This is a genomic window from Lysobacter sp. A286 (assembly GCF_054052105.1).
The window spans coordinates 660897-675134 of record NZ_JBSVRJ010000001.1 but is presented as its reverse complement, the minus strand read 5'-3'; the positions used below and the strand labels follow the sequence as shown (position 1 = coordinate 675134).

At 63.7% G+C, this 14238-nt stretch carries 11 protein-coding genes and 7 tRNA genes; 4 read left to right on the top strand and 14 right to left on the bottom strand.

Going from position 1 to position 14238, the window contains the following annotated elements; genetic code table 11:
- Positions 1 to 62: 62 nt before the first annotated feature.
- Entirely contained in the window at positions 63 to 749 is a 687-nt protein-coding gene (locus tag ACW7G0_RS03240; RefSeq protein WP_456987583.1) for a hypothetical protein, read from the bottom strand.
- 92 nt (positions 750 to 841) lie between these two features.
- On the opposite strand from ACW7G0_RS03240, the gene gloB reads away from it, so the two are divergent.
- From gloB to ACW7G0_RS03225, 3 genes are all read left to right on the top strand, one after another.
- Positions 842 to 1624, top strand: a complete 783-nt coding sequence (gloB, locus tag ACW7G0_RS03235; RefSeq protein ID WP_456987582.1) for a hydroxyacylglutathione hydrolase — start codon at positions 842 to 844, stop codon at positions 1622 to 1624.
- Positions 1621 to 2607, top strand: a complete 987-nt coding sequence (locus ACW7G0_RS03230) for a lytic transglycosylase domain-containing protein (protein ID WP_456987581.1) — start codon at positions 1621 to 1623, stop codon at positions 2605 to 2607. Before gloB ends, ACW7G0_RS03230 begins: the two co-directional genes overlap by 4 nt.
- Before the next feature lie 73 nt (positions 2608 to 2680).
- The gene (locus ACW7G0_RS03225; protein WP_456987580.1) at positions 2681 to 3475 is read left to right on the top strand and encodes an enoyl-ACP reductase FabI; all 795 of its coding nucleotides are present in this window, start codon (positions 2681 to 2683) and stop codon (positions 3473 to 3475) included.
- A 74-nt stretch (positions 3476 to 3549) separates the two neighbouring features.
- On the opposite strand, the gene ACW7G0_RS03220 is transcribed toward ACW7G0_RS03225, so the two are convergent.
- The 13 genes from ACW7G0_RS03220 to ACW7G0_RS03160 all read right to left on the bottom strand — a co-directional run bounded on the left by ACW7G0_RS03220 (position 3550) and on the right by ACW7G0_RS03160 (position 13296).
- Complete coding sequence (locus tag ACW7G0_RS03220) at positions 3550 to 5526, bottom strand: peptidyl-prolyl cis-trans isomerase (protein WP_456987579.1); 1977 nt, start codon at positions 5524 to 5526, stop codon at positions 3550 to 3552.
- 118 nt (positions 5527 to 5644) lie between these two features.
- Positions 5645 to 5721, bottom strand: a tRNA-Asp gene (locus ACW7G0_RS03215).
- A gap of 28 nt (positions 5722 to 5749) precedes the next feature.
- Positions 5750 to 5824, bottom strand: a tRNA-Val gene (locus ACW7G0_RS03210).
- 47 nt (positions 5825 to 5871) lie between these two features.
- Complete coding sequence (locus tag ACW7G0_RS03205; protein WP_456962045.1) at positions 5872 to 6234, bottom strand: HU family DNA-binding protein; 363 nt, start codon at positions 6232 to 6234, stop codon at positions 5872 to 5874.
- Positions 6235 to 6365: 131 nt separating this feature from the next.
- Complete coding sequence (gene lon, locus ACW7G0_RS03200; RefSeq protein ID WP_456987578.1) at positions 6366 to 8813, bottom strand: endopeptidase La; 2448 nt, start codon at positions 8811 to 8813, stop codon at positions 6366 to 6368.
- A gap of 219 nt (positions 8814 to 9032) precedes the next feature.
- Entirely contained in the window at positions 9033 to 10325 is a 1293-nt protein-coding gene (clpX, locus tag ACW7G0_RS03195; protein ID WP_456987577.1) for an ATP-dependent Clp protease ATP-binding subunit ClpX, read from the bottom strand.
- 205 nt (positions 10326 to 10530) lie between these two features.
- The gene (gene clpP, locus ACW7G0_RS03190; protein WP_456962048.1) at positions 10531 to 11157 is read right to left on the bottom strand and encodes an ATP-dependent Clp endopeptidase proteolytic subunit ClpP; all 627 of its coding nucleotides are present in this window, start codon (positions 11155 to 11157) and stop codon (positions 10531 to 10533) included.
- A gap of 86 nt (positions 11158 to 11243) precedes the next feature.
- The gene (gene tig, locus ACW7G0_RS03185; protein WP_456987576.1) at positions 11244 to 12539 is read right to left on the bottom strand and encodes a trigger factor; all 1296 of its coding nucleotides are present in this window, start codon (positions 12537 to 12539) and stop codon (positions 11244 to 11246) included.
- Between the two features lie 173 nt (positions 12540 to 12712).
- Positions 12713 to 12799, bottom strand: a tRNA-Leu gene (locus ACW7G0_RS03180).
- 52 nt (positions 12800 to 12851) lie between these two features.
- A tRNA-Lys gene (locus ACW7G0_RS03175) sits at positions 12852 to 12927 on the bottom strand.
- A gap of 73 nt (positions 12928 to 13000) precedes the next feature.
- Positions 13001 to 13077: transfer RNA gene (locus ACW7G0_RS03170), tRNA-His, on the bottom strand.
- A gap of 33 nt (positions 13078 to 13110) precedes the next feature.
- Positions 13111 to 13187 (bottom strand) — tRNA-Arg (locus tag ACW7G0_RS03165).
- 32 nt (positions 13188 to 13219) lie between these two features.
- A tRNA-Pro gene (locus ACW7G0_RS03160) sits at positions 13220 to 13296 on the bottom strand.
- Between the two features lie 134 nt (positions 13297 to 13430).
- On the opposite strand from ACW7G0_RS03160, the gene ACW7G0_RS03155 reads away from it, so the two are divergent.
- The gene (locus ACW7G0_RS03155; protein ID WP_456987575.1) at positions 13431 to 14186 is read left to right on the top strand and encodes a Bax inhibitor-1/YccA family protein; all 756 of its coding nucleotides are present in this window, start codon (positions 13431 to 13433) and stop codon (positions 14184 to 14186) included.
- The last annotated feature ends 52 nt before the right edge of the window (positions 14187 to 14238 follow it).

Below are 14238 nucleotides of genomic sequence, written 5' to 3'. Positions count from 1 at the left end.
ACCACCTGCTGCTGCCGACCTGCCGAGCGCTGTCACGGGTGGTCAACACGCGCAGCCTCAAGTCAGCCAGTTCCACCCGCAGACCAGCGTCCCGCTTGCCAGCGCAACTGACGCAGCGGCGTGGGCGTTACTGACGCCAGCACCCGCTTGCTTACCGTGAACGCCATCGCCGCGCGAAACCGGTCGACGGCAGCCACCCCGGTCTCGCCAGTACCGACGCGCCAATGCGGGCCCAGCCATTGCAACCGGATCGAACTGCCGGAAAAACCGGTTTGCCGTAGCACCCGTTGCCATCGACCGGGATCGCGGGCCCGCAAGCCGGCGCCGACCCAGCGAAGACGATACGGCGTCCAAGGATTGAGGGTCGCCAACCAGAGCGTGCCGCCCGGCGCCAACACGCGCGCGCACTCATCCAGCAATGCCAGACCACCATCACCATCATCGAGCGCGTGCTGTAGCAACACCGCCCCGCAGGTCTCCGTGGCCAGCGGCAATGGCAATGCACAGCGCACCGTTCCGACCAGATCGTGCTGGTGGCGGTGCAGCACAACCCCACGACGACCGGCGGCCGGGGGCGCCGCTGCCGGCACCCCGATCCAGAGCCAGGGCATGGCCGGACACGCAGCCAGGACGCGCTTGACCGCAGCGGTTTCCGCTGCCAACAGCCCGCCTCCGGCTTCACTGCCAAACCAGCCGAGGCCGTGAGGCGCGCTCGGCTGGAGTTGACGATGGTGGTTGAACGCAGGCATGGTCGCGGATTCTCGCATCGTCGGTGGTTTGGCAGGCTCTGCATTGTGCGGCATTGCGCAGCACGCCACCGACAACCCGAAGGAGTCCGTGGATGCTTCTGCAAGCCCTGCCTGCATTCAACGACAACTACATCTGGCTGCTGGATGACGGCAATGGCGGCAGCCTGGTCATTGATCCCGGTCAGGCCGGTCCGGTGTTGGCGGCCGCCGCTGCCGGCATGCGTCCCACGGGGATCCTGCTGACCCACCACCATCATGACCATATCGGCGGAGTGGCCGACCTGCTGGCTCGCTGGCCCGGCCTGCCGGTGGTCGCGGCCCATGACCCCCGAATCGAGCTGGCGACGATCCGCGTGGCCGATGGCGACCAGTTCACCCTCGGCGCACGCCGGTTCGAAACGATCGCGGTTCCCGGGCATACCACCAGCCACCTGGCCTATTTCTGCACCGACACCGCCGCCAGTGACCCCCTCTTGTTCAGCGGCGACACCTTGTTCAGCCTGGGTTGCGGGCGTCTTTTCGAAGGTAGTCCGTTGCAGATGCACCAGTCGCTGTCCCGTTTGGCCAGCCTGCCGGGGCCGACGCGGGTTTGTTGCGGCCACGAATACACCTTGTCCAACGCGGCGTTTGCGCGCGTGGTCGAACCCGACAACACGGCGCTCCAGCGCCGTATCCTGGAAGTCCAGTCCATGCGCGATGCCGCCAAGCCAAGCCTGCCCAGCACGATCACCAGCGAACTGGCATGCAATCCGTTCCTGCGTTGCACGGAGCCGGCCGTGGTCGCCGCCGTACAACAAAGGCTGGGTCGAGTGCCAAGCGACACGACAGAGGTGTTCGCAGGATTGCGACAATGGAAAGACGGGTTCGGCGGATGAGCCGGCCCTGTCTTGAGGGCCGGATCAAAGACGGCGCATCCCGCTGCGCGCGCGCCCTGTTGGCGACGTTGCTGGCGATGTCGCTGGTAGTGCCAGTGAGCGCAGGCGAGAGCACCCCCGGATCGGCAGCTGCGGCAGCGGGACCTGCTGCCGCCAAGTCGGCCAGTAGCGCCGCAATCACCCCTCGCAGTGGGCTGGATATTTACCAGCAGTTCCGGGCGGGCCTGGCTGATCCATCCTGCGGAACCGACGTCAGCGCGCGCTGGAGCAAGCACTACGCTGCTGCACCCAAGCGCCTGGCCTCGCCCGGTGACGATACATTGCTGCTGTTCGGCTACGTGCTGGACGCCGTTCGCGACGCGGGCCTGCCCAGCGAGTACGCCCTCATCCCGTTCGTGGAGAGTGGCTATCGCCCCGAGGCGCGCAGCCCCCAGGGGCCTGCCGGCCTGTGGCAGATGATCAAACTCACCGCGCGCAGCCACAATGTGTCGATTCGCAAGGGGTACGACGGGCGGCTGTCGCCAGTGGATTCCACCCGCGCCGCGGTGCGCTACCTGAAGACGCTGCACGGTATGTTCGCCGGTGACTGGCGCTTGGCGGTGATGGCCTACAACGCCGGCGAGTACCGGATATTCTCCGCGCTCGACAAGGGCGGCCAGGTCGCGCGTGACGCCGACCCCGAAGCGCTGCCGGGACTGCCGGACATCACCCATGCCTACGTGCGCAAGCTGCACGCCCTGGCCTGTGTCTTGGGCGATGCCGACGACCGGGACCCCTGGGTAAAGGCAATGGATCGGCCAGTGCCGCACTTGAAGGCGATGCCCGTGGCCGAGAACGTGCACGCGATTTCGGATTGGGCTGCGCGCAACGACCAGGACCCCAAACGCCTGGCTCGCCTCAATCCGGTGTTCCGTGATGGCCGGATCAGCCACGCCGGCGACACACCGGTTCGCTTGCTGGTACTGGCCACCAGCCTGAATTAGACATTGGCGGCATGGGTACAATAAGAGGTTGCCCGACCGCCCCGGTCGCGGCCCAGGTCAACCAGGAGCCACCATGGGTTTTCTTCAAGGCAAGCGCGCGCTGATTACCGGCATCGCCAGCGAACGCTCGATCGCCAGCGGCATCGCCGAGGCGATGCATCGCGAAGGCGCGGAACTGGCCTTCACTTACCTCAACGACAAGATGCGCCCGCGGGTCGAGAAAGCCGCCGCCTCACTGGGCAGCGACATCGTGCTTCCGCTGGACGTGTCCAGTGACGAGCAGATTGCCGCCTGTTTCGAGCAACTCGGCCAGCGCTGGGACGGGTTCGACATCCTCATCCATGCCATCGCATTCGCCCCGCGCGAGGCGATCGAGGGTGAGTTCCTGGACGGCTTGACCCGCGAGAACTGGGCCGTGGCCCACGACATCTCGGCCTATTCGCTGGCGGCCATCTCCAAGGCCGCCCGCCCGCTGATGGCCGGCCGCAACGGAGCGATCCTGACCCTCAGCTACCTGGGCGCCGTGCGTGCGCTGCAAAATTACAACGTGATGGGCGTGGCCAAGGCCAGCCTGGAGGCGACGGTTCGCTACCTCGCACTCAACCTGGGACCGGAAGGCACGCGCGTCAACGCAATCTCCGCGGGTCCTATCAAGACATTGTCGGCTGCGGGTATCTCCAATTTCCGCAAGATGCTCGGCCAGTTCGAGAAGAACGCGCCGCTGCGCCGCACGGTCACCATCGAGGACGTCGGCAACACCGCGGCGTTCCTGTGCTCGGACCTGGCAGCAGGCATTACCGGCGACGTGGTGTACGTCGATTCGGGCTACAACATCCTGGGCATGACCGGAGTCGGCGACGCCGACTGAAGCACCGGGAACTGAAGCAGCGCGAGCTGAAACCACGGGATCCAGTCCGGCACCAAGCCGGACTGGATTTTTTTTTACAGGTTCTGCTCGATCACCTTGACCTGCATCCGCTGACGCAACGTCTTGATCAACGCCTGCATATCCTCGATCCCGGCCACCTGGGAGAGCTGTTGCCGCATGATCTCGCGCTGTTGCGGCGGAAATTGATCGTCACTCCCCGCCGCCACCTTGTCCACGGTAAACAGGACAATCCGGTTGTCGTCCAGCACGTCGTAGCCACCGGCAACCTTTCCTTCGGCAGCTGCCTGCACGGCGAAAATTGCTTCCGACACGCCGTCAGCAATCAGCGGTGCGCCGCGCGGCACCCCGGGGATCACCTGTGGCTCGGGCAATTGCTCGGCAGCCACCAACGCGGCAAGGGACTCACCACCATCCAACCGCGCCAGCAGGGTCTCCGCACGCTTGGCAGCCGCCTGCTGCGCCTGATCAGCCTGGAGGGCCGCGACCACGTCGTTGCGCACCTCATCCAGTGGTCGTGCATGCTCGGGCTGGTGACTTGTCACCCGGAGCCACACATTGTGCCCGGGCTCGATCTCGATCGGATCGCTGACGGTGCCATCCTGGACCAACGTCTCGGAGAACGCCGCACGCTTGAGCGCCGGATTCGCTGCCAGGCCTTCGTTGGCCTGTTCGGTGAACGGACCAAGCTGCTGGACTGAAAGGTTCGCCGACTCCGCCGCCGGCTCAAGCACGCCGGGGCTTCGCAACACCGCATCGACAACACGGCTGGACAGGTCGTTGAACATGCGGTCACGTTCCGCGGTGACCTGCTCGAGCGCCAATGCATCACGGACCTCCTCGAAGGACTCCCGCGCGCCAGCCTTGACCTCACGCAACTTGATCACATGCCAGCCAAACTCGCTCCTGATGGGCTCGCTGACCTGGCCAGGCTCCAGCGCGAACAGCGCGTCCTCAACGGCACCGGGCATCATGCCTTTGCCAATCCAGCCCAGGTCCCCGCCGCTCGCGCTGGAGCCACTGTCATCACTGTTGGCCTCCGCGAGCGCGCCGAAGTCAGCCCCTTCCGCGCTGGCCTTGGCAGCAAGTTCGCGCGCCTTGGCCTCTATCGCCGCGGCGTCTGCGCCTTCGTCGACCTGCAACAGGATGTGCGATGCAAGACGCTGCTCCGGCTCGGCGAACTTGTCCTGCTGCTCTTCGTAGAGCTGGCGCAAGCTCGCCTCGTCGGCTGGTGGCGGTTCCGGCATCGCGTTGCGGTCCAACGAAATGTATTCGACAGAGACGCTCTCGGGCGCAATGTAATCGACCGCATGCGCGTCGTACCACGCCTGGATCTCGGCCGGCGTCGGCGCGGCATCCGCAGCGGACGCTTCCGGTGCGGGCACGACGACCAGGCTCACGTCACGCCGCTCGCCCATCAGCTTGACCAGGCGTGCCATCTCGCTGTTGGTAATGAAGTTGCTGCCGGCGATCGCGTTGGCCAGCAGGCTCTGCTTCAGGCTTTGGCGCACCATCGCATCGAACTGTGCCGGCGACTGCGCGGGCACCTGCGAGGCCAGCGCAAGCTGGTAACGCTGGGGATCGAACTTGCCGTCGACCTGAAAGGCCGGGATCTGCTGGATCTCGTTGCGCACCATCGCATCACTGATGGCAATGCCTGATGCGTCGGCGGCCATGGTCTGGACGCGCTGGTTCACCAAGGCATCCAGGACCGCGAGCTTGTTGGAGGTCTCCGCGAAATCGCGTGAGTCAAACGCGTCGCCCTGTGCTGCGCGTTGCTGCTGGCGCACCCGCTGGAACTGGTCCTGGAACTCGTTGGTCGTGATCTCCTCATGCCGCCACAACACCGACACCGGCCAGAACGACGGAGCCGACGTCCACCAGGCAGGCGGTGCCTTGATGACGGCCACGGTGGAGCTGCTGCCCTGGACCATGTACTGGTCCAGTCCAAACAGGGCGAAGGGGACGATCAACACGCCCATGATCGCCATGGCGATCCAGCCAGAAGTCTTGTCTCGGAGTTTTTGCAGCATGATCCCGTCGCGTCGAGTGCGGAAGCCCTACAGTTTAGCGTGCTTGCGCTCCGAAAGTCGGGCCACCCCATGCTAAAAAAAACAGGCCCCTCGATCGCTCGAGGGGCCTGGGTATAAATGGCGGAGTGGACGGGACTCGAACCCGCGACCTCCGGCGTGACAGGCCAGCATTCTAACCAACTGAACTACCACTCCGCACTTGGAACTCTGTCGACCCGGTGCTTGGTGGGTGCTGAGGGTTTCGAACCCCCGACCCTCTCCGTGTAAAGGAGACGCTCTACCACTGAGCTAAGCACCCTGCGTGCAGTGCCGATGCCAGAACATGCACATCGGCGGGCGAGCCACTTAGTTTACAGCGTCTTTTAGTGCTTTGCCAGCCTTGAAAGCCGGATTTTTCGATGCCTTGATCTTGATGGCTTCGCCGGTCTTCGGGTTGCGGCCCTGACGAGCAGCGCGCTCGCGAACCTGGAACGTGCCGAAGCCAACCAATGTGATCGTGTCGCCCTTCTTCAGCGTTTTGGTAATGACGCTGACCATGGCGTCCACGGCGCTGGCAGCGTCGGTCTTGGACAGTTCTGCAGCGTCGGCGACGGCAGCAACAAAATCACCCTTATTCATGCGTTTGGACTCCTGAGCGGATCGAGAACCGCGAAATTGAGAATCGGAATGCCACCGCGCGCAGCAGCACCCCGATCGACCTTGCCGCATCACAGTCCCGCGTGGGCCATGCGATGTGGCTCCCCGTCGTTATACCAGTGGGGTTTTACTCACGCAAGGCGGAAACCCAGCAACGACGCGGGTTTCAGCCCGTTTTGCGTAATATTCGGCAACCTGGACAATCAATGCTTGACGTCAGCACGCGTGACAGGCTTGCGTTTTGAGGGTGGCGGGGGGCCATCCTGCTGGGGCGGCGCCATGGGCACGAGGGGACGCTCCAGAGCGATATCGAGCACTTCGTCGATCCAGCGTGCGGTCAGGATTTTGAGGCCATCGGTCACGCTCTTGGGCAAATCGACCAGATCCTTCTTGTTCTCCTCCGGGATGATCACCGTGGTGATCCCGCCGCGCAGCGCCGCCAGCAGCTTTTCCTTGAGACCACCGATCGGCAGGACGCGGCCGCGCAGTGTGATTTCACCGGTCATCGCCACCTCGGCCCTGACCGGGTTCCTGGTCAGGGTCGACACCAACGCCGTCGTTATCGCGATCCCGGCACTGGGGCCGTCCTTGGGCGTCGCGCCTTCGGGCACGTGAATGTGGACATCCTGCTTGTGCAGGAAATCCAGGTCGATCCCCAACCGCTCGGTGCGCGCACGCACCACCGAAAGCGCCGCCGAAGCCGACTCCTTCATGACGTCACCCAGTTGGCCGGTCAGCAGCAACTGGCCCTTGCCAGGCACCAGCGTGGTCTCCACCTGCAACAACTCGCCGCCAACCTCGGTCCATGCAAGCCCGGTGACCAGTCCGATTTCGTTGTGCTCCTCGGCGCGCCCGAAGTCGAACTTGCGAACACCCAGGTACTTGTCCAGATTCTTCGAGCTGACGGTGAGCGCCGTCTTCCTGGCGGCAGTGGGTTTCGGCCCGGCGAGCGCAATGTCCTTGACCACCTTGCGGCAGATCTTGCCGATCTCCCGCTCCAGATTGCGGACGCCGGCTTCGCGCGTGTAATAGCGCACGATGTCGCGCACCGCCGATTCGGCAACCTTCAACTCGCCGGGCTTCAGTCCGTTGGCCGTGAGTTGCTTGGGTAGCAGGTAGCGCATGGCGATACTGAGCTTCTCCTCCTCGGTGTAACCGGGGATCCGGATCACCTCCATCCGGTCGAGCAACGGGCCCGGGATGTTGAGGGTGTTGGAGGTGGCGACGAACATCACTTCGCTCAGGTCCAGGTCAACTTCCAGGTAGTGATCGTTGAAGGCGTGGTTCTGCTCCGGATCAAGCACCTCCAGCAACGCCGAGGACGGATCGCCGCGGAAATCCATCGACATCTTGTCGATCTCGTCGAGCATGAACAACGGATTCTTGGTGCCCGCCTTGCTCAGGTTCTGCACCACCCGGCCCGGCATGGAACCGACATAGGTTCGGCGATGGCCACGGATCTCGGCCTCATCGCGCACTCCGCCCAGCGACATGCGCACGAACTTTCGGTTGGTCGCCCGCGCGATCGATTGGCCCAACGAGGTCTTGCCCACGCCCGGTGGCCCGACCAGGCACAGGATCGCGCCCTTCATCCGCTTCACCCGCGTCTGCACCGCCAGGTACTCAAGGATGCGTTCCTTGACCTTCTCCAAACCGAAATGGTCCGCGTCCAACACATCCTGGGCCGCCGACAGATCCTTGCGCACCTTGCTGCGCTTCTTCCACGGCACTCCCAGCACCCAGTCCAGGTAGTTGCGCACCACCGCGGCCTCGGCCGACATCGGCGACATCTGCTTGAGCTTGTTGAGCTCGGACTTGGCCTTCGCCTCCACCGGCTTGGGCATGCCGGCCGCGGCAATCTTCCGGGTCAGGTCCTCGATGTCGTTGGGCGCGTCGTCGATGTCGCCCAGCTCCTTCTGGATCGCCTTCATCTGCTCGTTGAGGTAGTACTCGCGCTGGCTCTTCTCCATCTGGCCCTTGACCCGGCCACGGATGCGCTTCTCCAGCTGCTGGACATCGATCTCACCGTCAACCAGGCCCACCAGCTGCTCCATCCGGGCGCCGATGCCGTGGGTTTCCAGCAGCGTCTGCTTGTCACTGACCCGTGCGCCAAGATGGGCGGCGATGGTGTCGGCCAGGCGACCGGGCTCCTCGATGCCCGACAAGGTCTGCATCAGCTCTGGCGGCAGCTTGCGGTTGGTCTTGACGTATTGCTCGAACAAGCCCATCAGCGAACGCATGATCGCCTCGATCTCACGTTCATCGCGATCGGTTTCCGGCGCAATGACGCGAGCCTGCCCGGTGAGCGTGCCGTCCACCGCCACGATCTGTTCGACCCGCACTCGCGACACGCCCTCCACCAACACCTTGATGGTGCCGTCGGGCAGCTTCAGCAACTGCAACACATGAGCCAGGGTGCCGATCTCGAACAGATCCTCGGCGCCGGGGTCGTCGGTCTCCGCACTCTTCTGCGCGACCAGCAGGATCTGCTTGTCCGCCGCCATGGCCTGGTCGAGTGCGTGGATCGACTTGTCGCGCCCGACAAACAGCGGAATCACCATGTGCGGAAACACGACGACATCGCGTAGCGGCAACACCGGCAAGTTGAGCAGTTCGCCCGCGGGGGGCTGGATATCAGTGGATTGGGTCATGGGAACTCCGGGTCGTACAGACAGCCGTGCCGATCGGGCACGGTCGGAAAAAGAGGATGCACCGGATTTGCCGGTCATGGACTGGGTTATGGGGGCCGGCGCGGAAGGTTGCAAGAGAACCGGTTCCGCCTGGGTCGCACTGGACACCAAACCCCCAAACAAATCAGCCGCTTGCATGGGCAAGCGGCTGATCTGGAGAAACTCGGGGATTGCGCCGGTTCAGTCGCCCGCCGCTGCCTTCTGCGGCGCCACCGGCGGCGCTTCGTAAATCAGGTAGGGCTCGGTCTTGTGCTCGATGACGGACTCATCCACCACGACCTTGCTGACGTTCTCCAGCGACGGCAACTCGTACATCGTGTCCAGCAACGCCGACTCGACGATCGTGCGCAGTCCGCGCGCGCCGGTCTTGCGCTTGAGCGCCTTGCGCGCGATCGAGACCAGGGCGTCGGGACGGAATTCAAGCTCAACTCCTTCCATGTCGAACAGCTTCCTGAACTGCTTGGTGATCGCGTTCTTGGGCTCGGTCAGGATCGTGATCAGCGCCGCTTCGTCCAGCTCCTCCAGCGTCGCCACCACCGGCAGCCGGCCGACGAACTCGGGAATCAGGCCGAACTTGATCAGGTCCTCGGGTTCAACTTCGGCCAGCACCTTGCCGATCTCGATCTTGCGCTCGCTGGACTTGACCTTGGCGCCAAAGCCAATCCCGCCGGCCTCGGTGCTGCGCTGCTGGATGATCTTGTCCAGCCCGGCGAACGCACCGCCGACGATAAACAGGATGTTGCGGGTATCGACCTGCAGGAATTCCTGCTGCGGGTGCTTGCGCCCGCCCTGCGGCGGCACGCTGGCCACGGTGCCCTCGATCAGCTTCAGCAATGCCTGCTGCACACCCTCGCCCGAGACGTCCCGGGTGATGGACGGGTTGTCGGACTTGCGCGAGATCTTGTCGATCTCGTCGATGTAGACGATGCCCTGCTGCGCCTTGTCGACATCGTAGTCGCACTTTTGCAGCAGCTTCTGGATGATGTTCTCGACATCTTCGCCGACATACCCGGCTTCGGTCAGGGTCGTAGCATCGGCCATCGTGAACGGCACGTTGAGCATCCGCGCCAGCGTCTCAGCCAGCAATGTCTTGCCTGAGCCGGTGGGACCGACCAGCAGGATGTTGGACTTGGCCAGCTCGACGTCGTCGTTCTTCTGCCGGCTCTCGATGCGCTTGTAATGGTTGTACACCGCGACCGCGAGGGTGCGCTTGGCGCGCATCTGGCCGATCACATACTCGTTCAGGACCTCCAGGATCTCCTTCGGCTTGGGCAGGTGGCTGCGCGCCGATTGGGCCTTCTCCTCAAGCTCCTCGCGGATGATGTCGTTGCACAGCTCCACGCATTCGTCGCAGACGAACACGCTGGGGCCCGCAATCAGCTTGCGCACCTCATGCTGGCTCTTGCCACAGAACGAGCAATAGAGAATTTTGTTGCTGTCGCCGGTGCTCCGGCCCTGTCGGTCATCGGTCATGCGCTTGCCTGAATGATCATTTGCCGGATACGCCGTGGCGCGACCATCGCGTCGCGGCATAGCCAGAGTGCTTCGGCCCGAGAATAGCACAGCGTACCAAGCCGCTTCCGGCGTGGTTCCGTGCTAATAAATCGTCCGGGAATCAGCGGGTTAGCGGCCCATCCAAACTCGGCCGGGCGCCATCTGCGGGATGCGGATCGTGCGGTCAATTGGCCTGGATCGACTCTTCCGGGCGCCGCTCCAACACCTCGTCGATCAACCCATAGTCGCGCGCTGCCTCGGCGCCCTTGAAGTTGTCACGTTCGGTATCACGCGCAATCGTCTCCAGCGCCTGGCCGGTGTGCCTGGACAGCACCTCATTGAGCTTCTGCTTCAACGCCAGGATCTCGCGGGCGTGGATCTCGATGTCGCTGGCCTGGCCCTGGAAGCCGCCGAGCGGCTGGTGGATCATCACCCGCGAGTTGGGCAGTGCGTAACGCTTGCCCTTCGCGCCCGATGCCAGCAACAGCGCCCCCATCGAGGCCGCCTGGCCGACGCAGATCGTGCTCACGTCCGGGCGGATGTACTGCATGGTGTCGTAGATCGCCATGCCGGCGGTGACCACACCACCGGGTGAGTTGATGTAGAGGCTGATGTCCTTTTCAGGGTTCTCGGCCTCCAGGAACAGCATCTGGGCAACGATGACGTTCGCCACGTGGTCGTCGATCGGACCGACCAGGAAGATCACCCGCTCCTTCAGCAGCCGCGAATAGATGTCATAGGCGCGCTCGCCGCGGCTGGTCTGTTCGACCACCATCGGAACGAGGTTGAGGGCTTGGGTCTTGTTATCCATCGAGACGAACCTTGGCTGCTGTTGTAGGAGTTGGCCCAGTCGACTTGGGGCCGACCAGGCCAAAGCGCAAGACGCGCCGGGGAATACTACTGGCGGATCGCGTCGGTGAAGGCCAGTGGCTGCTCGGTGTGCTGCGCACGCTCGGCGATCCAGTCGATCACCTGCTCCTCCATCACCCGGCCCTGCAAACCGGACATCAGCTGGCGATCATTGCGGTACAGCTCGATCACCTGCTGCGGCTCCTCGTAGGTGGAGGCAATCAGGTTGAGCGTCTCGTTGACCCGTTTGGGATCCAGCTTGAGCTCGTTGCGACGCGCGACCTCCCCGACCAGCAGGCCCACCAGGACCCGCTTGCGAGCAGGCTCCAGGAACCGCTGATGGGCATCGGCGGGCAACTCGACGTTGCCGCCCTGGCGGCGCGCCTGCTCCAGGGCCTGGTTGGCCATGTCGCGCGCCTCGTTCTCGACCAGCTTGGGGGGCATCTCCGTTTCCGAGTAGGCGGCGACCAACTGCTCGCCCACCTCGCGCCGCAGGCGGTTCATCAGCGCACCCTTGAGCTCGCGCTCCAGGTTGCTGCGGATGTCGCTGCGGAACTGCTCCGGCTCGCCACTGTTGATGCCGAAGCTCTTGATGAATGCCTCGTCCACTTCCGGCAGGTTCGGCTCCGACACCTTGCCCACCTTCAGGTCGACGGCAACCGTCTTGCCGGCAAACTGCGGCACCCGCCAATCGGCCGGGAAGTCGATCTGCGCCTGCTTCTGTTCGCCCGCCTTCATTCCCACCAGGGCCGACTCGATCGCCGGCATCATCGTGCCGGACCCGATAACGGTGGTCCCGCGCTCGACACCCTCGGCCGGCATCCGCTCGCCATCGACGGTGGAGAACGTCTCCAGTTCCACCGCGTCATCGGGCTTTGCGCCGCGCTCGACCACGTCCCAGGTGCGCCGCTGCAGGCGCAGGTTGGCGATCATGGTGTCGATATCGGCGTCCTTCACCTCCGAGGTATGGCGCGTGACGTTGAGCTTTGCCACGTCGACATCACCGAAGTCCGGCACCACCTCGAAGGTCGCGACGTACGCCAGGTCATCCGCGTCGCTGACCGGCTCGATGGCCGGGTTACCGGCAATCTGCAACGATTGCTCGCGTACCGCCTCGCCGAAGCTCGAGCGCACCAGGCCGTCGAGCACCTCGGCGCGAACCTGCTTGCCGAAGCGCTGCTCGATCACCTTGGCCGGAATCCTGCCGGGGCGGAAACCCTTGATCTTTGCGCCACGCGCGATCTCGCGCAGGCGGCCACCCACCTCGCTCTCGAACCGGTCGGCCGGGAGATTGAAGGTCATGCGGCGTTCAAGGGTACCGAGCGATTCGACCGAAACTTGCATATTCACTCCTGACACCGCGGCAACCGCCACGGCACGATAAGGTTGATCTGCGGCCACCGAAGGCCGAGGCCCCGCAAGCAGCGTAACGTAATAGTCTGGCGGATTTGGGCCGTCGCTGCCAGTCTTTTGGGCCGACTGCACGCGGGCGCGTCGACAACCCGATTGCGCTGCATTGGTGCGAAAGGGGGGACTCGAACCCCCACGAGGTCACCCTCACTGGCACCTAAAGCCAGGGCGTCTACCAATTCCGCCACTTTCGCTGGGAGGCAAAGAAAAAAGGCACCCGGAGCGATCCCGAGTGCCTGATATTACTGGTGGGCCGTGAAGGATTCGAACCTTCGACCTATTGATTAAGAGTCAACTGCTCTACCAACTGAGCTAACGGCCCGCTGTGACGTGGCACTACTGCATGGAGCTTGTGCGGCACGAAATTGTACAGGAACAATCCGTGCAAAAAACAGTGGGGTGGAAGACGGGACTCGAACCCGCGACCCTCGGAATCACAATCCGATGCTCTAACCAACTGAGCTACATCCACCACAGCAAAAACGTGAAGCTATTGTCGCATGACTGGTGCGCCCGGCAGGACTCGAACCTGCAACCACTGGCTTAGAAGGCTAGTGCTCTATCCGGTTGAGCTACGGGCGCCTGCGAACATGATACCGGCGCCGTTTACCAAGTGGTCGGGGCAGAGGGATTCGAACCCCCGACCCTCTGGTCCCAAACCAGATGCGCTACCAGACTGCGCTATGCCCCGATCCGGGCTTCGGCAAACGCACGCGGCGCTGCAGAAGGCCGGCCATTCTGTGCCCCGGTTGTGCTGCTGTCAACTTCAAACGCGCTTGCTGCGTGTATGCTGGGTTACCGATAAAAACGCCCCAGGGGGCTTGCATGATCCGTAGTGGCAATCCGGCTCTCAAGGAGTCGACCTTCCTCGATCTTGGCAGCGGCGCGATCGTTCGCGACGATGGCAACGTAATGACCCTGAACGGGACGGTCAACAAGACCGGCCTGCTGCTGTTGCTGTGTGTGTTGACGGCCGCATTCGCCTGGAGCCAGGTGGCGACCCCGGCAGGGATCGTTGGCGCGGGGCCCTACATATGGGGTGGTCTGATCGGCGGCCTGGTGCTGGCGATGGTCACCATCTTCAAGAAGGAGTGGGCACCGATCAGCGCACCTCTGTATGCCCTGGTCGAGGGATTGTTCCTGGGTGCGATCTCGGCGCAGTACAGCTATCTGTACGAAGGCATCGTAATGCAGGCCGTGATGCTGACCTTCGGCACCCTGTTCGCGATGTTGTTCGCCTATCGCTCCGGGCTGATCAAGGTGACGGAGAACTTCAAGATGGGCCTGGTCGCCGCGACCGGCGGCATCTTCCTGGTCTACCTGGCCAGCATGGTGTTGGGCATGTTCGGCATACAGATCCCGCTGATCCACGAGTCGGGCCTGGTCGGGATCGGCTTCAGCCTGGTGGTGGTGGTGATCGCGGCATTGAACCTGGTGATGGACTTCGACTTCATCGAGGCCGGCATCGAGAAGGGCGCGCCAAAATACATGGAGTGGTATGGCGCGTTCGGCCTGATCGTCACCCTGGTGTGGCTGTACATCGAGTTCCTGCGACTGCTGTCGAAGCTGCAGTCACGCTGATCACAGCTCCCACCGATACGAAAGAGGGGGTGCTTCGGCACCCCTTTTTCGT